Source organism: Saccharothrix sp. ALI-22-I (assembly GCF_001984175.1).
In the GTDB taxonomy this organism is placed as follows: Bacteria; Actinomycetota; Actinomycetes; order Mycobacteriales; family Pseudonocardiaceae; genus Actinosynnema.
Map to the genome: position 1 here is coordinate 187,078 of NZ_MTQP01000056.1, position 26,447 is coordinate 213,524.

Annotated in this window: 19 protein-coding genes; 5 read left to right on the forward strand and 14 right to left on the reverse strand. The window is 72.3% G+C overall.

What is annotated here, in order from left to right:
- Window positions 1-78 precede the first annotated feature (78 nt).
- The 4 genes from ALI22I_RS16100 to ALI22I_RS16115 form a co-directional block, all read right to left on the reverse strand.
- A complete protein-coding gene (locus ALI22I_RS16100) occupies window positions 79-2,931 on the reverse strand; it encodes an AfsR/SARP family transcriptional regulator (protein ID WP_077006290.1) in 2,853 nt (950 codons plus the stop codon).
- Window positions 2,932-3,965: 1,034 nt separating this feature from the next.
- A complete protein-coding gene (locus ALI22I_RS16105) occupies window positions 3,966-4,613 on the reverse strand; it encodes a DedA family protein (RefSeq protein WP_077006291.1) in 648 nt (215 codons plus the stop codon).
- A gap of 167 nt (window positions 4,614-4,780) precedes the next feature.
- The gene (locus ALI22I_RS16110; RefSeq protein WP_077006292.1) at window positions 4,781-4,972 is read right to left on the reverse strand and encodes a DUF397 domain-containing protein; all 192 of its coding nucleotides are present in this window, start codon (window positions 4,970-4,972) and stop codon (window positions 4,781-4,783) included.
- Between the two features lie 17 nt (window positions 4,973-4,989).
- Window positions 4,990-5,838 (reverse strand): helix-turn-helix domain-containing protein, encoded by an 849-nt coding sequence (locus ALI22I_RS16115; RefSeq protein ID WP_077006293.1) that lies wholly within the window; start codon window positions 5,836-5,838, stop codon window positions 4,990-4,992.
- 172 nt (window positions 5,839-6,010) lie between these two features.
- Between ALI22I_RS16115 and ALI22I_RS16120 the strand changes: the two genes are divergently transcribed.
- Entirely contained in the window at window positions 6,011-6,334 is a 324-nt protein-coding gene (locus ALI22I_RS16120) for a hypothetical protein (protein ID WP_077006294.1), read from the forward strand.
- Between the two features lie 172 nt (window positions 6,335-6,506).
- On the opposite strand, the gene ALI22I_RS16125 is transcribed toward ALI22I_RS16120, so the two are convergent.
- From ALI22I_RS16125 to gndA, 3 genes are all read right to left on the reverse strand, one after another.
- Window positions 6,507-8,714: a SulP family inorganic anion transporter gene (locus ALI22I_RS16125; RefSeq protein ID WP_077006295.1), complete on the reverse strand. Its 2,208-nt coding sequence runs from the start codon at window positions 8,712-8,714 to the stop codon at window positions 6,507-6,509.
- Between the two features lie 203 nt (window positions 8,715-8,917).
- The gene (locus ALI22I_RS16130) at window positions 8,918-9,535 is read right to left on the reverse strand and encodes a rhomboid-like protein (RefSeq protein ID WP_077006296.1); all 618 of its coding nucleotides are present in this window, start codon (window positions 9,533-9,535) and stop codon (window positions 8,918-8,920) included.
- Between the two features lie 24 nt (window positions 9,536-9,559).
- Window positions 9,560-10,999 (reverse strand): NADP-dependent phosphogluconate dehydrogenase, encoded by a 1,440-nt coding sequence (gene gndA / locus ALI22I_RS16135; protein WP_077006338.1) that lies wholly within the window; start codon window positions 10,997-10,999, stop codon window positions 9,560-9,562.
- Between the two features lie 119 nt (window positions 11,000-11,118).
- Between gndA and ALI22I_RS16140 the strand changes: the two genes are divergently transcribed.
- The gene (locus tag ALI22I_RS16140; RefSeq protein ID WP_077006297.1) at window positions 11,119-12,126 is read left to right on the forward strand and encodes a LacI family DNA-binding transcriptional regulator; all 1,008 of its coding nucleotides are present in this window, start codon (window positions 11,119-11,121) and stop codon (window positions 12,124-12,126) included.
- Window positions 12,127-12,219: 93 nt separating this feature from the next.
- Window positions 12,220-13,605: a pyridoxal phosphate-dependent decarboxylase family protein gene (locus tag ALI22I_RS16145; RefSeq protein ID WP_077006298.1), complete on the forward strand. Its 1,386-nt coding sequence runs from the start codon at window positions 12,220-12,222 to the stop codon at window positions 13,603-13,605.
- A 172-nt stretch (window positions 13,606-13,777) separates the two neighbouring features.
- Here the strand turns inward: ALI22I_RS16145 and tesB are convergent, their stop codons facing one another.
- Entirely contained in the window at window positions 13,778-14,704 is a 927-nt protein-coding gene (tesB, locus tag ALI22I_RS16150; protein WP_077006299.1) for an acyl-CoA thioesterase II, read from the reverse strand.
- 8 nt (window positions 14,705-14,712) lie between these two features.
- Window positions 14,713-16,137 carry a pyruvate kinase gene (pyk, locus tag ALI22I_RS16155; protein WP_077006300.1) on the reverse strand — a complete coding sequence of 475 codons (1,425 nt, stop codon included), beginning with the start codon at window positions 16,135-16,137 and terminating at the stop codon, window positions 14,713-14,715.
- Window positions 16,138-16,219: 82 nt separating this feature from the next.
- Here pyk and ALI22I_RS16160 point away from each other — a divergent pair, with 82 nt between their 5' ends.
- The gene (locus tag ALI22I_RS16160; RefSeq protein ID WP_077006301.1) at window positions 16,220-16,564 is read left to right on the forward strand and encodes a VanZ family protein; all 345 of its coding nucleotides are present in this window, start codon (window positions 16,220-16,222) and stop codon (window positions 16,562-16,564) included.
- Here the strand turns inward: ALI22I_RS16160 and ALI22I_RS16165 are convergent.
- Window positions 16,542-17,195, reverse strand: coding sequence for a DUF2461 domain-containing protein (locus ALI22I_RS16165; RefSeq protein WP_077006302.1), 654 nt, complete (start codon window positions 17,193-17,195; stop codon window positions 16,542-16,544). The genes ALI22I_RS16160 and ALI22I_RS16165 overlap by 23 nt on opposite strands.
- A gap of 92 nt (window positions 17,196-17,287) precedes the next feature.
- On the opposite strand from ALI22I_RS16165, the gene ALI22I_RS16170 reads away from it, so the two are divergent.
- Window positions 17,288-18,949: a hypothetical protein gene (locus tag ALI22I_RS16170; protein WP_077006303.1), complete on the forward strand. Its 1,662-nt coding sequence runs from the start codon at window positions 17,288-17,290 to the stop codon at window positions 18,947-18,949.
- A gap of 56 nt (window positions 18,950-19,005) precedes the next feature.
- Here ALI22I_RS16170 and ALI22I_RS16175 read toward each other — a convergent pair whose 3' ends face one another.
- From ALI22I_RS16175 to ALI22I_RS54690, 4 genes are read right to left on the reverse strand one after another with little or no spacing between them, the layout of a single operon-like run.
- Complete coding sequence (locus tag ALI22I_RS16175) at window positions 19,006-20,511, reverse strand: aspartate aminotransferase family protein (protein WP_077006304.1); 1,506 nt, start codon at window positions 20,509-20,511, stop codon at window positions 19,006-19,008.
- Window positions 20,512-20,526: 15 nt separating this feature from the next.
- Window positions 20,527-20,706 (reverse strand): acyl-CoA carboxylase subunit epsilon, encoded by a 180-nt coding sequence (locus ALI22I_RS16180; protein WP_077006305.1) that lies wholly within the window; start codon window positions 20,704-20,706, stop codon window positions 20,527-20,529.
- Entirely contained in the window at window positions 20,703-22,277 is a 1,575-nt protein-coding gene (locus ALI22I_RS16185; RefSeq protein WP_077006306.1) for an acyl-CoA carboxylase subunit beta, read from the reverse strand. The genes ALI22I_RS16180 and ALI22I_RS16185 overlap by 4 nt, the downstream gene beginning before the upstream one ends.
- A gap of 8 nt (window positions 22,278-22,285) precedes the next feature.
- Window positions 22,286-26,437: a thioester reductase domain-containing protein gene (locus ALI22I_RS54690; protein WP_274522974.1), complete on the reverse strand. Its 4,152-nt coding sequence runs from the start codon at window positions 26,435-26,437 to the stop codon at window positions 22,286-22,288.
- Window positions 26,438-26,447 lie beyond the last annotated feature (10 nt).

Sequence of the window (26,447 nt, forward strand, 5' to 3'; positions counted from 1 at the left end):
TGCGGCGTCGGAGCCCTTACCCGGCGCCGTAAGGGATGGCGAATGGCGGGTAAGGGATGCCTCAGGTGCCCGTCGGGGTCAGACGGCTGTCGTGGCGCGGGCGCGTGCCAGGCGTTCCCGCACCTGGTCCGCCTCCGGCGCGTTCAGCTCCGTGAACAGCGCCAACGCCCGCTGCCAGTGCGACACCGCGGCAGGCACCCCCTGCCGTTCGAACACCGTCGCCAGCCGGTCGTGCGCCATCGCCTGGTGGTAAGGGCTCGCCGCGGCCGACGCGACCGACAACCCGGTGCGCGCCGACGTCAGGGCCTCCGCCTCCTCGCCCGACTCCAGCAGCACCAGCGCCAGGTCCGTGTGGCACGTCGACTCACCGCACTGCTCACCGACCTCTTGGTACATGCTCACCGCCGCCCGCAGCCACGACTTGGCGTCGTCGTACCGCCGCGACGACAGGTGCAGCAGGCCGAGGTTGTGGTGGGCGTTCGCCTCGGTCCACCGCGCACCGGCCGCCCGGCTGACCTCCAGCGCCTCCCGGTAGGACGCCTCCGACTCGTCCACCCGCCCGAGGAACGCCAGCAGGTCACCGACCGTCGTCAACGCCCTGGCCTGCGCGTTGACGTCACCCGACGACCGCGCCACCTCCAACGCCTCGCGGTGCCGGCCCAACGACTCGTCGAACCGCTGGAACTGGGCCAGCGCGATGCCCAGGTTGAACAGCATCACGAACTTCGCCGCGGGATCGCCCAGCGTCACGGCCGCCTCCAACGCGGCCTCGGTCGTGCGCAGCCACGTCGTCCGGTCGGCCCGCAGCCAGAGGAACCGCGACAGCGTGTACGGCAGCTGCCAGGCGTGCACCAGCCGTTCCGGGTCCCCGCGTTGGGCGGCGGCGAACTCGGCGGCGGCGATGATGTTGCCCTGCTCGGCGTCCAGCCAGCCGATCGCGTCGGCCGGGCCGGACAGCTTCGGCACCTCGACCGGCACGTGCTCGGGCGCCACCCGCACGCTGCCGCGCCCCACCGGCAGCTGACCGTCGGCCAGGTCCGCGCAGTGCAGGTAGTAGTCCAGCATCCGGCTGGTCGCCTCGCGCCGCAGCTCGGCCGGCAGCTCGCCGGCCAACGTCCTCATGTAGACCCGCACCAGGTCGTGCGCCCCGTACCGGCCGGGCTCGTTGACCGACAGCAGGTTCGCCGCCGTCAACGCGTCCAGCGCGCGCTGCGCCTCGGCGACGCGCACCTGTGCCATGGCGGCCGCCACGAACGCCGTCACGTCCGGGCCGGGGTGCAGGCCCAGCAGCGCCAGCAGCCGCGCGGGCAGCGGCGGCAGCGCCCGGCGTGACGCGTCCAGCGCCGCCCGCACCGTCGAGTCCTCGTCCTCCAGGCCCAGCGCCGCCAGCCGGCCGTGCTCGTCGTCCAGCTCGGCCACCAGCTCGGCCACCCGCAACGTCGGCGCGACCGCCAGCCGGGCCGCCGCGATCCGCAGCGCCAGCGGCAGCCCGTCGCACAGCACCGCCAGCCGGCGCAACGCGGCGGCCTCCGTGCCGTCCCGCCCGGCGATCCGGCCCACCACGGCCACCGACGCGTCCAGGTCCAGCATGTCCAGCTCGACCAGCCGCGCCTCGGCGTGCGCGACCAACCCCACCAGTCTCCGCCGCGATGTCACCACGACGCACGACGGCGGGCCGGGCAGCAACGGCAGCAGCTCGGTCGAGCCGCGGGCGTTGTCCAGCATCACCACCATGCGCCGGTCCGCGATGAGCGTGCGGAACAGCGCCGACCGCTCCTCCACCGTCACCGGGATGTCCGCCGACGGCACGCCCAGCGCGCGCAGGAACCGGCTCAGCACCTCGCCCGCGCCCAGCGGCTCCTGGTTCGGGTCGTAGCCGTGCAGGTCCACGTACATCTGGCCGTCCGGGAAGTCCTCGCGCACGCGTTGCGCCCAGTGCAGGGCCAGCGCGGTCTTGCCGACGCCGGCGGGGCCGGTGACGACGAGCACCAGCCCGCCCTCCGGGTACGCCGCCAGCAGGCCGTCCAGCCGCTTGAGCTCGTCGTCCCGCCCGATCAGGGACGCCGAGACGCGCGGCAGCTGCGCGGGCGTGATGGCGGGCGAGGTGTCCGCCGCCGTGCGCAGCGTCATCGGCCGGGTCGGGCGCTCGGGCTCGGGGTCCTCCCCCGCCAGCACGGCCTGCTGGAGCTTGCGCAGCTCCGGGCCGGGCTCGACGCCCAGCTCGTCGATCAGCACCCGGCGTGCCTCGCGGTAGACGGCCAACGCCTCGGCCTGCCGTCCCGCCTGGCACAGCGCGCGCATCAGCAGGCCGTGCCCGCGTTCCCGCAGGGGGTGCTCGCCGACCAGCGAGGTCAGTGACGGCACCAGCTCGGTGCCGCGGCCGATCAGCAGCAGCAGTTCGGCGCGTTCCTCCAGCACCGCCAGCCGGCGCTCGGCCAGCCGGCCGCGCTCGACCTCGGCGAACAGGCCGGCGACACCGCCCAGCGGTTCGCCGTGCCACAGGCCGAGGGCTTCGTCCAGGGCGGCGGCCGCCGCGTCCAGGTCGCCGGTGGAGCGCAGCCTGGCCGCGCTCACCACACCGCGTTCGAACTCGTCCAGGTCGACCGCGCTCGGCTCCACGCGCAGCAGGTAGCCGTCACCGACCGAGGTCAGCAGCTCGGCCGGGGCACGCCGGGCACGTCGGGGCTCCAGCGCCCGCCGCAGCCCGGCCACGTAGGTCTGCACGAGGTTGACCGCGCTGCTGGGCGTGTTGTCGCCCCACACCGCCTCGATGATCTGGTCCCGGCTGACCGGGGTGTTGCGGGCCAGCAGCAGCACCGCGAGCACGGCACGCTGCTTGGCGGCGCCGAGATCGACCTCCCCGCCGCCGCGCACCGCCCGGAGAAGGCCGAGCACCTCGAACCGCAAGCGCTCACCGCCGCCGTCTTCCACCGACCGATCCTTCGCCGAGAAGTTGGACCCACGAAGGAGCCTAGGAGATCACTTCAGTCCGGCTCCAGTCGTCCTGTAGCCGCATTCTTACGCTAAGCGTGTCCGATCAACCACACAGGGCGAAACCCGGTGCGGCAGGTTGGACCAGACAGCGGAACATCCGCTGCTCTCCCTGAACGACGAGGGCAGGCCGGCGTGCAAGGGGCATCCAGCCCGCGGCGGCGGAACGCCGGCCCGCCCTCGTCCCCTTCTCCACCGGAGGAGGCCATCCGGTAGGGGATGGTCGCCTCCTTTGCCCTCCCCCCAGTGAAGGGGCCGCGCCCGGGACCGAACCCCCGGACGCGGCCCCTTCAACTACGTCCGGGCCTGGGCTAGGCGCAATACCAGTGGCTTAGAGTGGTTTGCGCTGCTTGTCGACGGAGACGGCGCGGTAGGGCGGTGCGATCCGGACCGCCTCGGCGGGGTCGCGGGTGGGCTGTGGCCAGTGTCTGCGCCCGGCGCGTTTGAGGCGTAGTCGGACATCTTCCGTTCCTCGGCGGCCTCGTCAACCAGTACATACACGCCGCGTGGTCGGCGCCGGATGCACTGGTCGCCGCAGTCGGCGGTTGGTCCTCAGCGCCGGGGTGAGGTCTGGCCCATGCCCGCCGGAACCGTCATTTCCATGATCGTCATTTCGCCGTTGGTCTCGTCACCGGCGACCCTGACCTCGTAAAGCCCGCCCAGCACCCAGTAGGCGTCACCCTCACCCTGCTCGCGTACGACTTGTCTTAGCCATTCGATGCTCCCTCCACAGAGGACGCGGACAGCTCCACTGCCCTCCCCGGAACGGCACCCGGACCAGGGCCTTTCGCCCTGGTCACGCCATGACAGCGGTAGCCCGCACGCGGTGACGACTTCAGTGGGGGGCATCGGCGACCAGGGCCTGTGAGCCGTCACCGCCGGGGCCTGGGCCCGTCGGCAGGACACGGGCGGGCGCTGCTGTAGCCGTAGCGGCACCGGTAGCCGGGACGGCAACATCCGGGGTCAAGGCTGGGCTAGGCGACTTCTTCGAGTTCCTTCGGCTCGACCGCCCTGGCCGCCTTGCGCCGCCGGCGCAGCACCACCACGGCGCCGATCGCGATCGCGCCGGCCAGCAGGACCCACATCACACCGTTGAACACGGACTCGATGTACTTCGCCGACGCGCCCGCGGCCGAGCCGATGCCGATGTGCAGCGCCGACCAGCCCACCGCGCCCGCGATCGAGGCGGGCAGGAACCGGCGGTACTCCAGTTTCGAGGCGCCCGCCGAGGCCGGCACCAGGGTCCGCACCACCGGCATGAACCGGGCGAAGAACACCGCCCACGCGCCACGCCGGCGCAGCAGCGCGCCCGCCTTGTCCCAGTGCTCCTGGCCGAGCTTGCGCACCACCTTGCTCTCGCGCAGCCGGTCGCCGTACCTGCGGCCCAGGAAGTAGCCGATGCTGTCGCCGGCCACCGCGCACACCGACACCACCAGCCACATGACCAGGAACCGGGGCACCGTGGTGACCGTGGTGGCGGCCAGCAGCAGGGCGCTCTCCCCCGGCGCGATGAAGCCCACGCCGAGCGTGCACTCCGCCAACGTCAACGCGCCCGTCACCGCGAGAACGGCGGGTTGGGGCAGACCGGCGAGCCCTTCCAGGGCGTCGGTCAGCAAGGCCATGGTTCATCCCCCTGTGGATCATGACAGCACCGGAGTGCAGGCTAAGGGGAGTCCACCGCAGTCACGCCTCCGGGCGCATCGGACCGGAGGCTGACCGGATACCAGACCTTGGTCGTACGGGTAGGGGCTCAAAAGTCAGGGGCACGCCCTCGGGCACACCCCTGAGCTCAGCGCGAGTCGAACGCGCCGTTCTTCGCGGTACCGACGAATCGGACCCACTGCGCGGAACCGAAGCCCAACTCGCCGCCGGTCCGGTTCTTCGAATCCCGCACACCGGCCCCGGTCGGGTCGAGCGCGATTTCCACGCACTCCGGACCGCCCGCGGACGACCGCGTGCTCTTGCGCCACTGGCGTTGCATGGCAGTTCACCTCGATTTCAGGCCAGCTCGCGCGCCACCCGCCCGACCAGCGCGGACGACGCGGCCGGGTCGAGTGATTCCGCGCAGAGCCGCGCGAACATGTGGGAATACCTGGCGACGTCGGACGGCTGTTCCAAATAGACGTCGCTTCTCGTGCTTTCGATGTATACCACGTCCGGATCGAGCTGCTCGGGAAATGCCAGGATCACGAACGGGCCATCCATCGCAGCGTGACCGCCCGCCTCGAAAGAAGCCACCTGGAGGGTGACATTCGGCAGCTTTTCGACTTCGTCGAGTCGCCGCAGCTGCTCCGCCATCACCTCCCGGCCGCCGACCAGCCGGCGCAGGGCCGCTTCGTCCACGACCACGTGCAGCCGCAGCGGGTCGTCCTCCAGCAGCAGCGCCTGGCGCGCCTTGCGCAGCTCGACCCGCCGGTCCACCTCGGCCGGCGCGGCGTCGGGCCGCACGTCCCGGATCAACGCCCTGGTGTAGGACTCGCACTGGAGCAGGCCGGGCACCATGAGCCCCTGGTAGGCGCGCACCGACTCGGCGTCGGCCTCGTACCCGACGTACCGGCCGGGCGCGATGTCGCCGAACTCGTCCCACCACGCCTTGCGCCGCGCCTCACGGGCCAGCTGCACGAGTTCGTCCACGGTGGCCCGGTCCGCGCCGTACGCGGCGAGCATGTCGCGCACGTCGCGCGGCGTGACGCCGACCCGGCCGGTCTCGATCCGGCTGATCTTGGACGCCGAGCACTCCAACCGCTCGCCGACCTCCTCGATGGTGAGGTCGGCCGCTTCCCGCAGCCTGCGCAGCTCGCTGACCAGCCGGCGCTTGCGCAGCGTCGGGCTGCTGCCCCGTGGCATCCGCACACCTCCCCGTCCGCGGCCCGTCCAGGCGACACCGCCCAGTCTGTGGCCGGGCGCGAACGGAGCAAAGGGACGTCATCCATTCGTGTGGTGCAACTTGCAGACGGCCGGACGCGGTCCCAGAGTGCGTGGAGCACACACCACGCACTCTGGGGAAGGAGCGCCGAAGGTGTCCGTGACCGTCTTCAGCCAGCTCGACAGGTCCCTGCACGAACACCTGGCCACGCTGGTCCGCCTGGCGTCGACCGGGGACGACGAGACGGCGGTCGATCTGGCCCGCTGCGAGCTGCCCCGGGTGGTCGCCGTGGTCAAGGCACTGCTGGACGAGCACACCCCCGACGAACACGGCCGCTGCCCGACCTGCCGCACCCGCTGGTGGAGCCGCCGGCTGCCCGCGCCGTGCCGGGCGTACCTGGGCGCGCAGCTGTGCCTCACCGTGGCCGGCGACGACCCGTACGACGAGCACCGCAGGCACCTGCGCAGCGTCGGCTAGCCAGGACCCGAGCCCGAGGCGAGCCGACCCCGCACCCCCGACCGGCGTCGGTTCCAGGCCAAGGCTCGGCAGGGGGTGGTCGGCGGTCATCCGAGCCGACCACCCCGTGTTTAATGGCCGCTGCTCCGCAGACGGCGGCTCGGTCGCCTGGGAAGTCGGCCGCTCGCGCCTCTCACACCCGCACCGGCTCCAGGCCATCGCGTTCCGGGTCGACCAGGTAGACACGGGCCGCCGAGATGTCGAAGTACATGCCGAGCAGCCGCAGGGACCGCGTGGCCACGGCTTCGCGCACACTCGGGTACGTCATCAGGTTGTCCAGTTGCTGGGCGACGTTGGCCACCGCCAGCCGTTCCACCACGGGCAGGTCCGATTCGCCCGCGTGGAACCGGATGAGGCTCGGCTCGACCGCCTTGAGCCACGCGTGCAGCCGGGAGCCCGGCCGGGTGGAGCCGTGCACCACGGCCTTCATCGCGCCGCAGTCGGAGTGGCCGCACACCGCGATCGTCTCGACGGCCAGCACCTCCACCGCGTACTCGATCGCCGCGCCGACGGAGTCGTCGTTGTCCAGCGGCACGAGGTTGCCGATGTTGCGCACGCAGAACAGGTCGCCCGGTCCGCTGGTGGTGATGAGGTTGGGCACCACGCGGGAGTCGGCACACGTGATGAACAGCTGCCGCGGGCGTTGGCCTCGCGCGGCCAGCTCCGCCAGGAAGGGGCGGACCAACGGCGCGGTGGTCCGCTCGAACTCGTGCATGCCGCGGATCATCGGGTCGACGTCGCCGCGCGGCCGGGGCACGGTGACGGACCGGTGGCGGCGCTGCCAGTGCGACCACGGCGCGAACCACCGGGGCAGCGGTGACAGCGGGGTCTTGCGCAGGGCCGGGATGCCCCTGGTCGCCTTGCTGAACCAGGTGTCGTGCACCTCGTCCACCTCGACGTGGCCGCCCAACCGCTCGTAGCCGACGCGCCAGTCGTCGATCGCCTCGTACGCGCCGTGGTCGAGGAAGTCGATGTGCAGCTCCAGCACCACGCGCTGCCCCAACGGGATGGCGCGCAGGCCGCGCACCAGCCGTCCGGCGCCGAGGAACACCAGCGAGCCGCGGATCACCACACGCCAGCCGTCGGGCTCCTCCTCGATGCGCACCGAGCTGCGGGTCAGTCGGTGCAGCGACCGCAGCGCCGCCGCCGCGACGCCCAGCAGCACGCCCTCCACCAACCCGAGGGTCACGACGCCGACCACGGTGACCGCGTACGCGGAGAACTCGCCGTGCCGCCACAGCGCGCGCATCCGGGGCACGCTCACCAGCCGCACGCCGATCACCAGCAGCACACCGGCCAACACGGCCAGCGGGATCAGCTCCAGCACCGACCCGAGGGCGAGCACGAACACCGCGATCCACAGGCCGTGCAGCACGGTGGACGCGCGGGTGCGGGCGCCCGCCGCGACGTTGGCCGAGCTGCGCGCGATCACCCCGGTCACCGGCAGGCCGCCGAGCGCGCCGGCCACGGCGTTGGCCGCGCCCTGGGCGATCAGCTCCCGGTCGAGGTCCGCGCGCGGCCCGTCGTGCAGCTTGTCCACCGCGACGGCGGACAGCAGCGATTCCACGCTCGCCACCACGGCCACGGTCAGCACCGCGAACACGATGCCGCCGAAGCTGCCGGACGGCATCTGCGGCAGCACGACCTGGCCCAGCGGGTCGTCGGGCAGGTCCACCCTGGCCACGTCGAGCCCGCTGGTGGCCACCGTCGCGATCAGCACCGCCACCAGCGGCGCGGGCACGACCGCGGCGCGCGGCACCCGCGGCCATCCCACCAGCACCGCCACCGTGAGCGCGCCGACCAGCAGCGCGGACCACCGCACGTCGGTGGTGAACAGCTTGGCGAGGTTGTCGAACACGGAGGTGGCCGCCGTGCCGCCGAGGACGACGGCGAGCTGGCCGACGGCGATGCTCAGGCCGATGCCGGCCAGCATCCCGTGCACCACGGCGGGCGACAAGGACAGGGCGACCCGGCCGAGCCGGCTCAGGCCGAACACGATCTGCACCGCGCCGGCGGCGAGGGTGATGGCCGCGGTGGCGGCCCAGCCGTATTCGGCGATCATCGCCGCGGTGATCATCACCATGCCCGCCGCCGGTCCGCTGACCTGCAACGGAGCGCCGCCCAGCGCGCCCGCCACGACGCCGCCGACGACGGCGGCGATCAGCCCGGCGATCAGCGGCGCGCCGGTCGCGGCGGCGATACCGAGCGACAGCGGCACCGCGATCAGGAACACCACGACCGAGGCGGGCAGGTCGTGCCGGAGCACGGCGGCGAGACCGCCCGGTGGGCCCGCCGTGGTGTGCTCGCCGGCGTGGGACTTGTTGGGGCGCGGTCGGTTCATTCCGGGGTCCTTTCGAGTGGAAAGGGGTCATCGCCCCACGCGGGCGCGGGGTGTCGTCGTTCGGGGGAGGGGTGCCTACAGCCGCGCCGAGGGCGGCGGTGTCCACACCATGATGACGAGGAGGTGGCCGATCTGACAGCGGTTCCACCCGGTCGTGTTGATCACCAACGGGGTCGTCACCCCTGGTAACGGCCTTGCGGGCGTCAGCGGCCCGTCGCCGCGTAGGCGCGGCTGACCGCCAACGTGCCGCAGCCCAGTCCGATGAGGACGGCCGCGAGGTGGCCCACGGCGGCGAACTCGGGCACCGCGCCGAACCACTCGGCGTTCACCAACGGGTAGGCCACGAGCAGCGCCAACCACGGCACGCGCAGCACCACCGGCCCCAACGCGGTGATCGCGCCGGCCGCGGTGAACGCGGCGTAGCCGACACCGACGTCGACCACGTCGGCGAGATCGGTCGGGTAAACACCCGAAGAGATGACGGCGGCCGTCACGAGCGTGGCGCCGACGTGGCCCGCGAGAACCACCGCCACCGCCCGCCACGACCCGACCTCGCGTTCCAGCACGCCGAGGCAGACCGCCGCCGCGACCAGGGCGAGACCGGTGGCCACCAGGCCGTCGCCGGCGGGGTCGAGCACGAACGCGCTGCCCAGCAACGCGTTGACCGGGTGGTCGGCGAGGTTGTCGGCGTTCGTGCTCAGCGACTCGCGGACCTGCGCCGACATCCCGTCGGCGAACACGAACCGCATCAACAGCGCGAGCCCCGCCACGGCCGACAGGTAGCCGGCCGTGACGGGGTAGCGGCGGAAACGATCACGCACCCGGCCATGATCGGGGCAGTGGGGTCAGGCGTCCACCTGAGACCTGTCACCCGACCAGAGGGTGTGGAAGCTGCCCTCGCGGTCGGTGCGGCGGTAGGTGTGCGCGCCGAAGAAGTCGCGCAGCCCCTGGATGAGGGACGCGGGCAGGCGCTCGGACCGCAGCCCGTCGTAGTACGCCAGCGCGGACACGAAACCGGGCGCGGGCACGCCCGCGGACACCGCCTTCACCACGACCCGCCGCCACGCCGCCTCCGCCGACCGCACGGCGTCCCGGAAGTAGTCGTCCACCAGCAGCGACGCCAGCTCCGGCTCCTTGTCGTAGGCCTCGCGGATGCGGTCCAGGAACCGGGCCCGGATGATGCAGCCGCCGCGCCAGATGGTGGCCATCGCGCCCAGCTCCAGGTCCCAGCCGTACTCGGCGCCGGCCGCCCGCATCTGGTCGAAGCCCTGCGCGTACGCCACGACCTTGGACGCGTACAGCGCCTGCCGCACGTCCTCGACCAGCGACGAGTCCATCGCGTGCGGCACGTCGGCGGGCCCGAACGCCTCCCGCACCGCCGAACGCTGACCGGCCCGCCCGGACAGGGACCGCGCGAACACCGCCTCCGCGATACCGGTCACCGGCACGCCCAGCTCCAGCGCCTCCTGCACGGTCCAGCGGCCGGTGCCCTTCTGCTCGGCCTCGTCCGCGATCACGTCCACCAGCGCGGCGCCGCTCTCGGGGTCCACGTGGCCGAGCACCTCGGCGGTGATCTCCACCAGGTAGGACTCCAGGTCGCCGCTGTTCCAGCCGCGGAAAACCTCGGCGATCTCGGCGGGCGACATGCCGCCCACCCGGTGCAGCAGGTCGTAGGCCTCGGCGATGAGCTGCATGTCGGCGTACTCGATGCCGTTGTGCACCATCTTCACGAAGTGCCCGGCGCCGTCCGGCCCGACGTGCACGCAGCACGGCACACCGTCGACCTTGGCCGCGATGTCCTCCAGCACCGGCCCGAGGTGCACGTAGGACTCCTTCGGCCCGCCCGGCATGATCGACGGGCCGTTGAGCGCGCCTTCCTCGCCGCCGGAGATGCCCGCGCCGACGAACAGCAGGCCGGCTTCCTTCAACGCGGCCTCGCGGCGGCGGGTGTCGGCGTAGTGCGCGTTGCCGCCGTCGATCACCATGTCACCGGGCTCCAGCAGGGGCACCAGCTCGTCGATGACGGCGTCGGTCGGCCCGCCCGCCTTGACCATGATGATGATCTGGCGCGGGGTCTGGAGGCTCGCGACGAGCTCTTCCAGCGTCTCGGCGGGCACGAAGTCGCCTTCGTGGCCGTGTTCGGAGATCAGCGCTTTGGTGCGGGCGTGGCTGCGGTTGTGCACGGCGACGCGGTAGCCGTGCCGGGCGAGGTTTCGCGCCAGGTTGCTGCCCATGACGGCGAGCCCGGTGACGGCGATCCGCGCGGGTGCCTCGGAGGTGGTCATCTGCACAGCCTGCCTAAATCCGCGCCCGCGCGCACCTGTGCGGACCCCTAGAACGCGCGGACCGTCAAGTAGGCGGCGTGCCCTGTAACGTTGTGTAACACGCTGGAACAGGGGGCGCGATGGCCAAGGTGACGGTGCGGGACCTGGCGCGGGCGACCGGTCTGTCCATCGCCACCGTCTCGCGGGTGCTCAACGGCCAGGCCAACGTCTCCGAGCCCACCCGGGAGCTGGTGCTCAAGGCCGTTGCCGGGTTGGGCGCGGAGGCGCCGAGACCGCGTGGCGCGAAGCCGATCGGCCCGATCTACGTGCGCTGCCCGTACCTGCTCACCGACTACTTCGGGCTGATCGTGTCCAGCGTGGCCGAGACGTTGACCCTGCACCACCGGCAGGTCGTGCTGAGCGCGGGCACGTCGGCGCGGCACGCGTCCGTGCTGCCGGGCCTGGCCGGCCGGTCGGACGTGGGCGGCGCGATCCTGATCCTGCCCCCGGAGCCGACCGAGGAGCTGGTCCGGCTGCGGGACCGCCGGTTCCCGTTCGTGGTGGTCGATCCGCGCACCGAACTGCCGCGTGACGTGGCCTCGGTGTCCGCGGCGCACTCGGCGGGCGCGCGCCGGCTGATGGCGCACCTGGTGGAGCTGGGGCACCGGCGGATCGGGATCCTCGGCGGGCCGAGCGACTGGCTGGCCAGTGACGGCAGGCTCGCCGGGTACGCGGCGGCGTTGTCGGATGTCGGCGTGCTGCCGTCGGCGGAGCTGCTGCGGCACGTGGACGAGCCGACCGAGGAGAACGGCTACCTCGTCGCCCGCGACCTGCTCGGCCTGGCGGGCCGGCCCACCGCGCTGGTCGCGTTCAACGACAGGATGGCCGTCGGCGCGTTGCGGGCGGCCCGGGAACGCGGGCTGGACGTGCCGCGCGACCTGTCCGTCGCGGGTTTCGACGACCTCGACCTCAGCCGTGCCACGAGGCCGGAACTGACCACCGTGCGGCAGCCGTTGCAGGAGATGGGCCGGATGGCCGTGACGCTGCTGATGCGGCTGCTGGACCGGCACGAGCTGGAGGCGCTGCACGTGGAGCTGGCCACGGAACTGGTGGTCAGGGCATCCACCGGCCCCGTGCCGCAGCTCTGACGCACGCCTGTTCCACTGTTCCACTGTTCCATTTGTTACAGACCTCCCGACGCTGAACCACCCGCCTCTGGCGGCGCGTCTAATCTGCGTCCCATGCAGCCTGACGAGTTCCGCCGGATCGGCCACGAGGTGATCGACTGGATCGCCGACTACCGCTCGCGCGTCACGGACTTCCCGGTGAAGTCGCAGGTCGAACCCGGCTGGGTGCGCGACCGGCTGGCCGGGCTGCCCGAGCAGGGCGAAGGCTTCGACGGTCTGCTCACGGACCTGGACCGGATCGTGCTGCCCGGCACCACGCACTGGCAGCACCCCGGCTTCTACGCGTATTTCCCGTCGAACGCGTCCCTGCCCTCGGTCCTGGGCGACCTGCTCTCGTCGGGCCTGGGCGTGCAGGGCATGTTGTGGTCCACCTCCCCCGCCGCCACCGAGGTCGAGCAGCACCTGCTGGACGAACTCGTCGGCGCGATGGGCCTGCCGGAGCGGTTCCTCGGCGGCGGCGTCATCCAGGACACCGCGTCGTCGGCTGCCCTGATCGCGATCCTCGCCGCCCTGCACCGCAAGTCCGGCGACAAGTGGCGGCAGTCCGGTGTGGATGGTTCGGAGACGGTGTACGTGTCATCGCAGACCCACTCGTCGATCGAGCGCGCCGCCCGCATGGCCGGGCTGGGCGAGCAGGCGGTGCGGTCGATCGCCGTGGACGCCGCGCACGCCATGCGAGTGGACGACCTGGCCTCGCAGATCCGGTCCGATGTGGACGCGGGCCACAAGCCGGTCCTGGTGTGCGCCACGATCGGCACCACCGGCACCGGCGCGGTGGACCCGGTGCGCGAGATCGCCGCGTTGTGCGAGGAGCACGGGATCTGGCTGCACGTGGACGCCGCGTGGGCGGGCCCGGCGGCCCTCTGCCCGGAGTTCCGCGACCTGTTCGACGGCGTGCACCACGCCGACTCGTTCACCGCGAACGCGCACAAGTGGATGCTGACCGCGTTCGACCTGTCCCTGTTCTGGACCGCCCACCCGGACGTGCTGGTGAACGCCCTCACGATCCTCCCGGAATACCTCCGCAACACCGCGACGGATTCGGGCGCGGTCGTCGACTACCGCGACTGGCAAATCCCCCTGGGCCGCCGGTTCCGCGCGTTGAAGCTGTGGTCGGTGCTGCGCTGGTACGGCCTGGAGGGTGTGCGGGCGCACCTGCGCGGCCACGTGGCGTTGGCGGCGCTGCTGGAGTCGTGGGTCGCGGCGGACGAGAACTGGGAACTCGTCGCCCCGCGTTCCCTTTCGCTGCTCACCATCGCGCACAAGAACGGCGACGAGACCACGAAAACCGCAATGGACCGCGTGAACGCCGGCGGTGACGCGTTCATCACCCACACCACCGTCAACGGCCGGTTCACCATCCGCGTGGCGATCGGCGCGGAATCGACGAAGGAACACCACGTCCGGGCATTGTGGGACGCGCTGCGGGCTGCCGGGTGATCCGTGCGTCCGGTTGGTCGCGGCCTCGTTGTTTCAACCGACGTTTCGACCTTGGAATAACGGCGTTTCTATAGGTGGTCGGGTCATGATCACCCGATCGGGGCACCTTTGGTCCGATATAAGGCCAGGTCAGAGCTCTAGTCTAGCTCAGGCCGATCGGCGGTGCGCGAGTTCACGGCAGCACTCGGAGAAGGCCTTCCTGGACCACGGTGGCCACCAGCTCGCCGCCGTGGCTGTAGAAGTGGCCGGTGGCCAGGCCGCGGGCGCCGGAGGCTGACGGGGAGGCGCAGTCGTAGAGGAACCACTCGTCGGCGCGAAAACGGCGGTGGAACCACATGGCGTGGTCGAGGCTGGCGCCGAGGACCTTGTCGGTGCCCCAGTACACGCCGTGGCGGACCAGGATCGAGTCGAGCAGGGTCAGGTCGGAGGCGTAGGCCAGTACGCAGACGTGCAGGAGGTCGTCGTCGGGGAGTTTGCCGTCGGCGCGCATCCACACCTGGCTGCGTGCCTCGCCCGGTCCGTCGTCGCGGGCGCGCCACGGCGGCTCGGTGACGTAGCGGATGTCAATCGGCCTCGGCAGGCCGGCCATGCCGACCTTCTCCAGGTACCCGGACGCCGACTCGGCGTACGTGGGCAGCGTGGTCGGCGACGGCACGGCGGGCATCGGCTCCTGGTGGTCCAGGCCGGGCTCGTCCAGTTGGAACGACGCCGACAGGGCGAAGATCGCCTTGCCGTGCTGGACCGCGACCACGCGCCGGGTGGTGAACGACCGGCCGTCGCGGATGCGGTCCACCTCGTACACGATCGGCACGGTCGGGTCGCCGCCGCGGATGAAGTACGAGTGCAGCGAGTGCACCCGGCGTTCCGGCGGGACGGTGCGGCCGGCCGCGACCAGGGCCTGGCCTGCGACCTGGCCGCCGAACACCCGCACCGGCGACTGGGCGGGTGACACCCCGCGGAAGATGTTCTCCTCGATGCGTTCGAGGTCGAGCAGTGCTACGAGACGATCGAGAACGGGCTGCCCGTGCGGCACACCGTCGATGTCCAGGGGAACATCCGAGAACTCGGCGGTTGCCGCGGCGCGGGCAGCCTCGGTCACGTCATCTCCTAAGCGTGGTCGTCCTCCCCCAGGCGGTGCACCCGGATGAGGTTCGTCGAGCCGATGGTGCCAGGCGGCGAGCCTGCCACGACCACGACGAGGTCGCCCGGCTGGTACCGGCCGATGTCGATCATCGACAGGTCCACCTGGCGGACCATCTCGTCCGTCGAGTCCACCTTAGGCACCAAGAACGTCTCGGTGCCCCAGGTGAGAGAAAGCTGACTGCGCACGCTGGGCTCCGGCGTGAACGCCAGCAGCGGCAGCGGCGTGTGCAGGCGGGCCAGCCGCCGCACCGTGTCGCCGGACTGGGTGAACGCGACCAGCGCCTTCGCGTTGAGCCGCTCGCCGATGTCGCGGGCCGCGTAGGAGATCACGCCGCGCTTGGTGCGCGGGACGTGCGTCAGCGGCGGGACCACGGTGGATTCGGTCTCCACGGCCTCGATGATGCGACCCATGGTCTTGACCGACTCGATGGCGTACCGGCCGACCGAGGTCTCGCCGGACAGCATCAGCGCGTCCGCGCCGTCGAGCACCGCGTTGGCGACGTCCGAGGTCTCGGCGCGGGTCGGCCGGGAGTTGGTGATCATCGAGTCGAGCATCTGGGTGGCCACGATGACCGGCTTGGCGTTCTCCCGGGCGATCTGGATCGCCCGCTTCTGCACCAGCGGCACGTGCTCCAGCGGCAGTTCCACGCCCAGGTCGCCGCGGGCGACCATGACGCCGTCGAAGGCGAGCACGATCGCTTCGAGGTTGTCCACCGCCTCGGGCTTCTCGACCTTGGCGATGACCGGCTTGCGGCCGTGGCCCACGCGGTCCATCACCTGGTGGACCAGGTCGATGTCCGCGGGCGAGCGCACGAACGACAGGGCGATGAAGTCCACGCCCAGGTTGAGGGCGAACTCCAGGTCCTCGATGTCCTTCTCGGACATCGCGGGCACGGACACGTCCATGCCGGGCAGCGAGAGGCCCTTGTTGTTGCTGACCGGGCCGCCCTCGGTGACCTCGCAGACCACGTCCGGGCCGTCGACCTCGGTGACGATCAGGCCGACCTTGCCGTCGTCCACCAGCAGCCGGTCGCCGACCTTGGCGTCCTGCGCCAGCTGCTTGTAGGTGGTGGAGACGCGGTCGTGGGTGCCTTCGACCTCTTCGACGGTCACCCGGACGATGTCACCGGTGCGCCATTCCACGGGGCCGTGGGCGAACCGGCCGAGCCGGATCTTGGGGCCTTGGAGGTCGGCCAGGATGCCGACCGCGCGCCCGGAGGCGTCGGCCGCCGACCGGACGAGGTCGTAGACCTGCTTGTGGTCGGCATGGCTGCCGTGGCTGAAGTTCATCCGGGCCACGTCCATGCCGGCCGCCACCAGCTCGTTGACCTTGTCCTCGGTCGCGGTGGCAGGACCCAGCGTACAGACGATCTTCGCGCGTCGACTCACGTTTCAGTAGCGTAGTCGCTGTCACTGGACCGATCAGGATGTACCGGGGGGTAATCTCCCCGAAACAGGCAGAATCGGCGTCGTGGGCGTCAGAATCCTTCCGTTCGTGGTCGCCGCGTTGCTCAGCGTCATCGTGCTGTTCACTCCGGCGTCAGGTCTGCCGACCGCGCCACCGGGCACCGACAAGGTGGTGCACTTCCTGCTGTTCGCCCTGCTCATGGCCACCGGGCGGTACGCGGGCCTGCCGCTCACGCCGCTGCTCGCGGGCCTGATCGGTTACGCGGCGGTCTCGGAAGTGTTGCAGTGGCTCATCACCGCGCTGGGCCGCGGCGGTGACGTGCTGGACGGCCTGGTCGACGTGGCCGGTGTCGGCCTGGGCTACCTGGTCACCCGCACGGGCAGGCTCAGCGGAAGCCGACCTCGGTGAGCCCGATGTGGTCGGCGCACCAGTCGACGAACGGGGTCACCTCGCGCCACGCGCCGCGGACCCGGTCCAGGCAGCCCGGCTCGTGCAGCACGTCGTCCGGGGGCCACACCTTCGCCACGTAGACGCGCTTGTGCTTGAGCAGCTCGATGCGGGGGTGCTCGGGGTCGACGCCGCGCGGCGCCCGCTTGAGCTTGTCGCCGCGCAGTTCCCAGCCGGTCTTGGCGAGCTTGGCGAGCAGCTTCTCCAGGGCCCGGCCGCGTACGTCGTCGGCGACCGATTCGCGGTAGCGGGCGAGCTGGTCGGACGCCATGGCGAACGACCCGCCGGCCACGAACAGGCCTTCGGTGCCGATCTGGACGTAGTGCGCGCCGCCGCCGCGGCCCAACTCGACCACGCCGCCGCAGTGGTCTTTGTAGGGCGTCTTGTCCTTGCTGAACCGCACATCGCGATAGGGCCGGAAGACCTTTCCTTTACCGAACTCGGACTCCAGCGCGGCGAGCAGGGCCTCCATGGGCGCTCGGACATCGTGCAGGTACACGTCCTTGTGGTCGTCCCAGTACGCCCTGGAGTTGTCGACCTCCAGTCCGTCGTAGAAGTCGATGGCGTGTTCGCCGAAGCCGGTGAATTCCACGGCACACAGCTTACGTACGTCCATCCGTGGTCATTCGGACGCTCTATACCAACGCGTCACCGAGTGGTCGCTTTCTGTGCATAATCGGCCGGATGGGTAGGAAATCGGCGCTGGCCGGCTGGCTGCGGGGACTCGACGCACAGGAGATCCGCGACATCCTGGCGCTGCGCGAGGACGCCGCCGACCGCCGACCCCACTCGTTGCGGGCGTTGGCGGACGAGTTGACCACGACGGTGTCGCTGCGGGCCGCCGTCGACGGGCTCGACCAGGCTTGCCGGGACGTGTTGGACACCGCGGTGCGGCTCGGCGACGAGGCCGGTGTGGACGTGCTGGCGGAACGGTTGCGGTGCACCGGGAAGGCGTCGCGGGCGGAGCTCAAGCGGGCGTTGGGGCAGTTGCGCGCGCGGGCGCTGCTGTGGCCGGCGGGTGATCGGCTGATCAGCTCGCCGGGTCTGCGGCCGTTGGAGGAGGTGCCGCCGCGCCGCATCACGCCCGCGCCGCGCACGCCTCGCCGTGCCGCGCAGCAACGGGGTTTCGCCGACCGGGCCGCGATCCGGGCCGCGACGTCCACTGTGGACGGTGTGACGCGGCTGGTGGAGCTGTGCGACGTGGAGCACGTGGTGTGCCGGGTCGGGGTGGGGTTGCGGGAGCTGCGGCGGGTCGCGGGTGTGCTGCGCACCGACGAGGTGCGGGCGCGGCTGTGGGTGGAGCTGGCGGTGGAGGCGCGGTTGCTCGCGGTGGACGACGGCAGGCTGGTGCCGACCGGCCGGTCGGACGGGTGGCGTGCCGGGACGCCCGCGGTCCGGCTCGCGGCGCTGGCCGACGCGTGGCCGCGGATGACGTGGACCAGGCGGGGTGTGCTGGAGCACTACGGGCGGCTGGGCGAGGACGAGGCGTACGAGCACCGGCACGAGGTGGTGGCGGAGCTGGTGTGGACGCGGCCCGCGGTGCACGACCGGGCGGCGACGGAGGCGGCGCTGGCGGAGGCCGAGTCGGTGGGTCTGGTCGCGTTGGGCGCGCCGACCGCGTTGGGCCGCGCGGTGTTGGCGGGTCGTGCGGCGGAGGTGGCGGAGGTGGCGGACCGGTTCGTGCCGCCCGACGCGTTGGAGCGGGTGGTGCCGGAGGTGGCGCGGCGACACGGGCGGATCACCGTGACGCCGGTGGCGTGCTGCGTGCGGGCGGAGGACCCGGTGCTGTTGAGCGAGATCGCCGGGCACCGGTCGTTGGCGCGGCTGTCGTTGCAGCCGTTGGGGCCGACGGTCCTGGCGTCCGCGAAGCCCGCGCCGGAGACGTTGGCGCTGCTGCGGGCGGCCGGTTACGCGCCGACGACGTCGACCGCGGACGGCATGTCGGTGCTGGAGCGGGTGCCCAGGCGCCGGGTCGAGCCGCCCGCGCCGGTGCGCGGGACGACCGGTGGGTCGCGGCCGCCGTTGACCGGGCCGGAGCTGGCGGAGCTGGCGTCGGCGCTGGTCGAGCGGGAGCGGCCGAGACCGAACACGGGGACGGTGCGCCTGCTGCGGGACCAGTCGCTGGTGTTGCGGGATGCGGAGGTGGTGCTGCTGGCGGAGGCTCTGGTGACCCGGACGTCGGTGGAGATCGCCGTGGCGAACGGCCCGAGGAGCACCGTGAAGCACGTGATCACCCCCGTCGACCACGCCGCCGGGAACCTGAAAGCCAACTGCGCACCTCGCGGTGAACACCGCGAGTTCCCGGTCAGCCGCATCCGTTCGGTGCGCGCGGTGACCGGCGTCTGATGTGGCCGGCCCCTCCCACTCCGCGCGGTGGGAAGGGCCGGCGTGGGCCGTTGCGGTCAGGACGTGGTGAAGCCCCGGGCGTCCTGGGTCCGCAGGATCTCGCACACCGCGCGCAGGGCGGTGTGCAGGCGGGCGATCTCGGTGTCGGTCAGCAGGATCGACGGTTCGAAGCGGAGCGTGGTGACGGCGCTCGCGGTCGGGAAGGTGCGGATGTCGTGGGCCTGCAGCAGGTAGCCGGCGATCACGTAGCCGAGGAAGCCGGCGTTCTCGCGGATGGCCGCCGACGACGCCTCGGTCTGGGCGTGGAATTCCAGGCCCAGCATCAGGCCGCGACCGCGGACGTCCTTGACCACGTCCGGGTAGTCGGCCCGCACCGCACGCAGTGCGCCCGCCAGCTTCTCGCCCAGCTCGGCCGCCTGCCGGTACGCGCGGCCGTCGTCGGCCTCCAGCAGGTCCAGCACGGTCGACGCGATGTGGCAGGAGAACGCGTCCTTCGCGAACGTCGAGCTGTGCACCAGCTCGAAGTCCGGCCGGTACCGCGACTCGCGCACCAGCAGCACCGACGCCTTCGCCACCCCGCCACCGAGGCTCTTCGCCAACGCGTAGTAGTCGCCGCGCAGCCCCACCAGGGAACTGGCCAGGAACGCCCCGGACCGCCCCATCCCGCTCTGGATCTCGTCCACCACGATCGGCACCCCGAGCCCGGCGCACGCCTGTTGGATCTCGCCCGCCAGCTCGGCCGACACCACGTTGATGCCGCCCTCGCCCTGGATGGGCTCCAGCAGGAACGCCGCGATCACCGGGTAGTCCCGCTCGACCACTCGCACCTCGCCGCCCTCGACGACGACGTCGAGCACCACGGCGCGCGCGGAGTCCACCACTTCCTTCACCGCGCCCGGCTGGTCGAACGGCACGAACCGCGCCTGCGCCGCCAGGGCCGAGAACGGTGTGCGGTAGTCGGCGTTGTGGGTCAGCTGCACGCTGCCCGCCAGCTTCCCGTGGAACGAGCCCTCCAGCGTCAGGAACAGCGGCGGGCGGGCGGTGACCGACGCGTTGTGCCGGGCGATCCGCTCGAACTCGCTCGCGGCGAGCCGGCCGGGCGCAACAGCGGCCAGGTTGGCCCGCACCGAGTCCATCAGCTCACCCGCGCGCAGCACCCGGTCCAGCTCGGCGTGCTTGATCGCCGCCTCGATGGCCTCCGCGCCGCTGTTGGCGAAGATCGCCGAGAACGCCTCGTCGTCACCCAGTTCGCGCCGGATGATCCGGTTGAGCCGGTTGGCCACCTCGTTGGCGTAGGGGTGTCGGGAGAACTGGGCGTGGATCGGGGTCCGCGCGGCGAGCAGCTCCTGCGCACGGGCCACGATCGCGGGGTGGTTGTGGCCGAGCATCAACGAGCCGTAGCCGCCCGCGAAGTCCAGCACCGGCACCTCGCGGCCGTCTTCGGCACGCCGGTAGAGCGTGTTGCCCTCGGCGCGGACGTACTCGACGTCCAGCCCGATGCTCGACAGCCACCCGCGCAGGTGGGGCTCGGCGAGTTCGCGGTCGCTGTGGACGGCGGTCATGGGTGCCTCTCTTCCTCAACGGGAGTACTGGTTCCACGCGCCGGGCGCGTGATAGGGCGGCAAGGACCACGTGGGCGCCGCGGCCGGTGCGGGCTCGTCGACGCGCAGGAGCGCCAGCACGGCGACCGTGACGGCCGCCAGCTCCTCCGGGTCCGGCGCGCCGCGGTCCACGCGCAGGAACGGTGTGCCGGTCACGTGGGCGGGTTCCCGTGCTTGCGGGCGGGGATGTCGGCGCGCTTGGCGCGCAGCACGGACAGCGCCTCGATCAGCGTGGACCGGGTCCGCGCCGGGTCGATGACGTCGTCCACGAGCCCGCGTTCGGCCGCGTAGTAGGGGTGCATCAGCTCGCGCTGGTACTCCTTGATCCGCTGCACCCGCGCTTCCTCCGGATCGGGCGCGGCGGCGATCTCGCGGCGGAACACGACGTTCGCCGCGCCCTCGGCGCCCATCACCGCGATCTCGTTGATGGGCCAGGCGAACGACAGGTCGGTGCCGATGGACCGCGAGTCCATCACGATGTACGCGCCGCCGTAGGCCTTGCGCAGGATCATCTGGATGCGGGGCACGGTCGCCGCGCAGTACGCGTACAGCAGCTTCGCGCCGTGCCGGATGATGCCGCCGTGCTCCTGCTCCCGTCCGGGCAGGAAGCCGGGCACGTCGACCAGCGTCACCAGCGGGATGCTGAACGCGTCGCACGTCTGCACGAACCGCGCCGCCTTCTCCGACGCGTGGATGTCGAGCACGCCGGCCAGGGACGCGGGCTGGTTGGCCACGATGCCGACCACGTGCCCGTCGAGCCGGGCCAACCCGCAGATGATGTTGGTCGCCCAGGTGGCGTGCACCTCGAACAGGTCGCCGTCGTCGACGATCTCCTCGATCACCGCGCGCATGTCGTAGGCCTGGTTCGGGTCGGCCGGCACCAGGTCGAGCAGCGCGGTGTTCTCCCGGTCGACCGGGTCGTCCGACGCCACGACCGGCGGCAGCTCGCGGTTGTTCGCGGGCAGCATCGACACCAGGTGCCGGACGTCGGCCAGGCACTCGACCTCGTCGTCGTAGAGGAACTGCGCCGCCCCGGACACCCCGGCGTGCACGTCGGCACCGCCCAGCTGCTCGTGCGTGATGTCCTCGCCGGTCACCGAGCGCACCACGTCCGGCCCGGTGATGAACATCTGCGAGATGCCCCGCACCATGAACACGAAGTCGGTCAACGCGGGCGAGTATGTGGCGCCGCCCGCGCACGGCCCGAGCATCACGCTGATCTGCGGGATCACGCCGGACGCCCGGACGTTGCGGCGGAAGATGCCGCCGTACCCGGCGAGCGCGGAGACGCCTTCCTGGATGCGCGCGCCCGCGCCGTCGCTGAGGCTGATGATGGGCGCGCCCGCCGACTCGGCGAGGTCCATCACCTTGTGGATCTTCTCGGCGTGCGCCTCGCCCAGCGACCCGCCGAAGATGCGGAAGTCGTGCGCGTAGACGAACACCGTGCGGCCGTGGACGCGGCCCCAGCCGGTGACCACGCCGTCGGTGTGCGGGCGGCGGTCCTCCAGGCCGAACCCGGTGGCCCGGTGCCGGCGCAGCTGTTCGATCTCGCGGAACGTGCCCTCGTCGAACAGCAGGTCCAGCCGTTCCCGCACGGTCAGCTTGCCCCGGTCGCGCTGCGCCTGCGAGGCCTTGGCGAACGGTCCGGGCTCGGCCTGCTCGCGTAACGCGCGCAGTTCGGCGACGCGGGCGCGGATGTCGCGCGGCGCTTCGTCGGTGACAGTCATGGTCCCCCTCAATCCAGGGTTCGCGGCGGCGACGGCGGGAGGTACCCGGCGCGCACGAAGAAGTCGACGTACTTGGTGAACAGGTCCTCCCCGACGACCGGGCGGCGCACCCCGGTGGGTGCCAGCGCCGCGTCGGTCTCGGTGGTGTCGATGGGCGGGTAGAAGGCCTCGCTGTCCGCGGCCATCAGCTCGAACGCGTCCAGCAGCGGCAGCAGGGCGTTGTCCCGGTCGGCGCGGACCCGGTCGCGGAACGCGTCGCGGTCCAGCTCGCGCAACGGGTAGCCCGCCGTGCGCAGGTGCTCCACGAAGTCGGCGAAGCCCTGGTGGCCGGGGTTGCAGAAGTGGAACGTCCGCCCGGTCCCCTGCCGGGCGAGCGCGGTGATGCCGGCCGACACGTAGTCCACCGGCACCATGTGCACTGCGCCGTTGAGTCCCGCGGGCACGGCCTGTGCCTGCACCAGGCCCTTCAGGCTGAGCCAGACGAAGTCGCGGGTCTGGCCGGCGCCGTTGTCCTGGTCGCCGCAGATCACGTCCACCCGGTAGACCGACACCGGCAGGCCGCGGTCGCGGGCGAGGTCGACCACCTGCTCGGCCACCCACTTGGTGCGCAGGTAGTTGCTGGGCAGGGCTTCGGCCGGGCCGGTGGGGTCGGTGACCTTCAGCGGCACGCCCGGTTCGACCACGCCCTGGAACACGCCGACCGTGGACACGTGGTGCACCGGGACGGTGCGGTGCCGTGCGGCCAGCCGCAGCACCTCCTCGGTGCCGCGCACGTTGGGCACTTTCAGCTCGTCGTAGGAACGCAGCCAGTTGACCGTCGCACCCGCGTGGAACACCACGTCGACGTCCCGGGCCAGCCGGTCGAACCGCTCCTCGGTCAGCCCCAGCCGGGGCGCGCCGAGATCACCGACCACAATGGACACCCGGTCGCGGTCGACGTCCACCTGGTACCAGCGCAGGTTCGCGTCGAGCTTGTCGCGTGCCTGCTCCTCGCTGTCCGCACGAACCAGGCAGTGCACGCGCGCGGTCGTGTCGCGGAGGATGTCGCGCAGCAGGAACGCGCCCAGGAACCCGGTCGCGCCGGTGAGGAACACCTCGCGCGGGTCGTCCGCGACCCGGACGACCTCGGCGGCGGGCCGGATGTCGTCGGCCAACCGGATGTCGGCGGCGTAGTCGACCCCTTGGGCGTTGTTCTCTTCACCTACCTCCGCGTGCAGGTAGTCGGCGAGCGCGGCCGGCGTGGGGTGGTCGAACACCAGCGTCGCGGGCAGCGACAGACCGGTGGCCGCGGCCAGCCGGTTGCGCAGCTCGACCGAGGTGAGCGAGTCGAACCCGAGGTCGGCCAGCTTCCGGTCGGGCTCGACACCGCCGGTGTGGCCCAGCACGTGGGCCGCCTCGCCGAGCACCAGGTCCAGCACGGCCGCGCGGCGTTCCGCCTCGGGCAGGTCGGCGAGGTCGAGCGCGGTGTCGGCCCGGTCGGTGGCCCGCGGCCGGGCGGTGGTGCGGGTCAGGCCGGTGAGGATCGCGGGCACCCGGTCGGGCCGCGTCCGCAGGGTCGGCACGTCGATCGGCGTCGCGACCACCGCCGGCAGGCCGCTGCGCAGCGCCGCGTCGAGCAGGCCGGGCCCGGTGTCGGCGGTGACCGGGAGGAACCCGGTGCGGGCGATGCGCTTGAGGTCGGCCTCCTCCAGGTGCCCGCCGAGACCGCCGACACCCGCCCACAGGCCCCACGCGATGGACGTCGCCGCCAGGCCGAGGCCCGCGCGGTGCTCGGCGAGGGCGTCGAGGGCGACGTTCGCGGCGGCGTAGTTGCCCTGGCCCGGTCCGCCGACGACACCCGCGATGGAGGAGAACAGGACGAACGCGGTGAGGTCGAGGTGCCGGGTCGCCTCGTGCAGGTGCCAGGCGGCGTCGGCCTTGGGCCCGAGCACGGCGCTCAGGCGGTCCGGGGTGAGCGAGCCGATCACCGCGTCGTCCAGCACACCGGCCGTGTGCACGACACCGGTCAGCGGGTGCTCGGCCGGGATGGCGGCGATGAGCCGGCCGACGGCGGCACGGTCGCCGACGTCGCACGCGGCGACGGTGACGTGCGCGCCGAGACCGGTCAGCTCGGCCTGGAGTTCGGCCGCGCCGGGGCCGGCCAGACCGCGACGACCGGCGAGGAGCAGGCGCGTCACACCGTGCTCGGTGACCAGGTGGCGGGCGACGAGCGCACCCAGCGCACCCGTGCCACCGGTGATCAGGACGGTGCCCGCGGTGTCCCAACCCGGCCCCGGCACGGCGGGCTCGTGCACCCGGGTCAGCCTCGGGACCAGCACCGTTCCGTCCCGCACCGCCGCCTGGGACTGCCCGGACGCCAGCACCGCGGCCAGCGACCCACCCGGCTCGGCCAGGTGGTCCACGTCGACCAGCACGATCCGCCCCGGCGCCTCCGCCTGCGCGGACCGGATCAGGCCCCACACCGCCGCGGCCGCCGGGTCGCGCGGCCCGCCGTCGACACCCACCGCGCACCGCGTGATCACGACCAGCGGGGTGTCGGCGAGCCCGTCGTCGGCCAGCCAGCGCCGGGCGAACGCCAACGCCTCCCGCGTCGCCCGGTGCACGTTGCCCGGCGCGTCCTCCACACCCAGCACGAACGGCACCGCCACCGCGTCCACACCGGACACGTCGGCACCGGCCTGATCGGTGTCCAGCACCCGCCACCGCAACGCCCGCACCGGTTTCGGCGCGACGATCGGCACCCACTCGGTCCGGAACAGCGAGTCGTGCGCCCGACTCCGGTCCGGCTCGGCCACCGACCGGGTCCGCACCTCGCCCACCGTCAACACCGGAACACCACCCGGGCTGACCGCCTCGACCGAAACCCCGTCCGGCGTCGCGACCCGACGAACCCGCAGCGCCGTCGCGCCCGCAGCGTGCAGGCGCACCGACCGCCAGTGGTACCCGAACCCGTCCCCGACCGCCGCTTCCAGCAACGCGGGGTGCAGGTCGTAGCCCGCCGCGTCGGCCACCTCGACCACGTCACCGGCCTCGAACACCACCGGCGCGGGCCCGCCCAACGCGAGGTACCCGACCGCGTGCGTGGTCCAGCCCAGGTCGGTGTCCGGACGGCTGTGCACGGTCACCGCACGACGTCCGTCGCCCTCCGGCGCACCCACCACCACCTGCACCTGGAGCGCGCCGTCCACCACCAGGGGCGTCCGAACGGTGAGTTCGTCGACCACCGTGCAGCCGACCTGGTCCGCCGCCCGCAACGCCCACTCCACCAGCACCGCCGGTGACGCCAGGTCGCGCGGGGTCAGCCGGCCGGACAGCACGGTCTGCCCAGTGCCCGCGACGTCCACCGCCGTGCCGAGCACGGGGTGGTCCACCGCGCCCAGCCCGAGCCCGGTGGCGTCGGAGGTCTGCGCGGTCAGCCAGTAGCGGTCCCGCCGGAACGGGTAGAACGGCAGGTCGACGCGCCGGGCGCCGGTGCCCGCGTAGAACGCGTCCCAGTCCACTGCCACGCCCCGCACGTGCAGCCCGGCCAACGCGGTGACCACCGACGCGGGCTCGGGCCGGTCCGCGCGCACCGACGCCAGCACCGCGGCGGGCTCACCGACCCACTCCGCGGCCATCGCCGTCAACACCGCGCCGGGCCCGACCTCCACCAACGTGGTGGCCTGCGCCGCGATCAACGTGTCCACCGCGTCCCGGAACCGCACCGGCCGACGCGCCTGCTCCACCCAGTAGTCAGCCGACTCCCACGACCCCGCCTCACCAACCGTCGACACATACGGAATCCGCGCCGACCCAAGACCCGCCCCAAGCACAACCGCCCGGAACGCCTCCAACATCGGCTCCATGTGCGGCGAGTGGAACGCATGACTCACCGTCAACCGCTTCGTCTTACGCCCCATCGCCGCCAACTGCGCCGCGACCGCCTCAGCCGCACGCGCATCACCGGAGATCACCACCGCCCGCGGCCCGTTCACCGCCGCCAACGCCAACCGCGACTGCCCCTTGAGCAGCGGAAGCACTTCGTCTTCCGATGCCTGCACCGCGATCATCGCGCCGCCCACCGGCAACGCCTGCATCAACCGCCCGCGCGCCTCGACAACCCGGCACGCATCCTCAAGCGAAAACACCCCCGCAACATGAGCCGCCGCCAACTCACCAATCGAATGACCG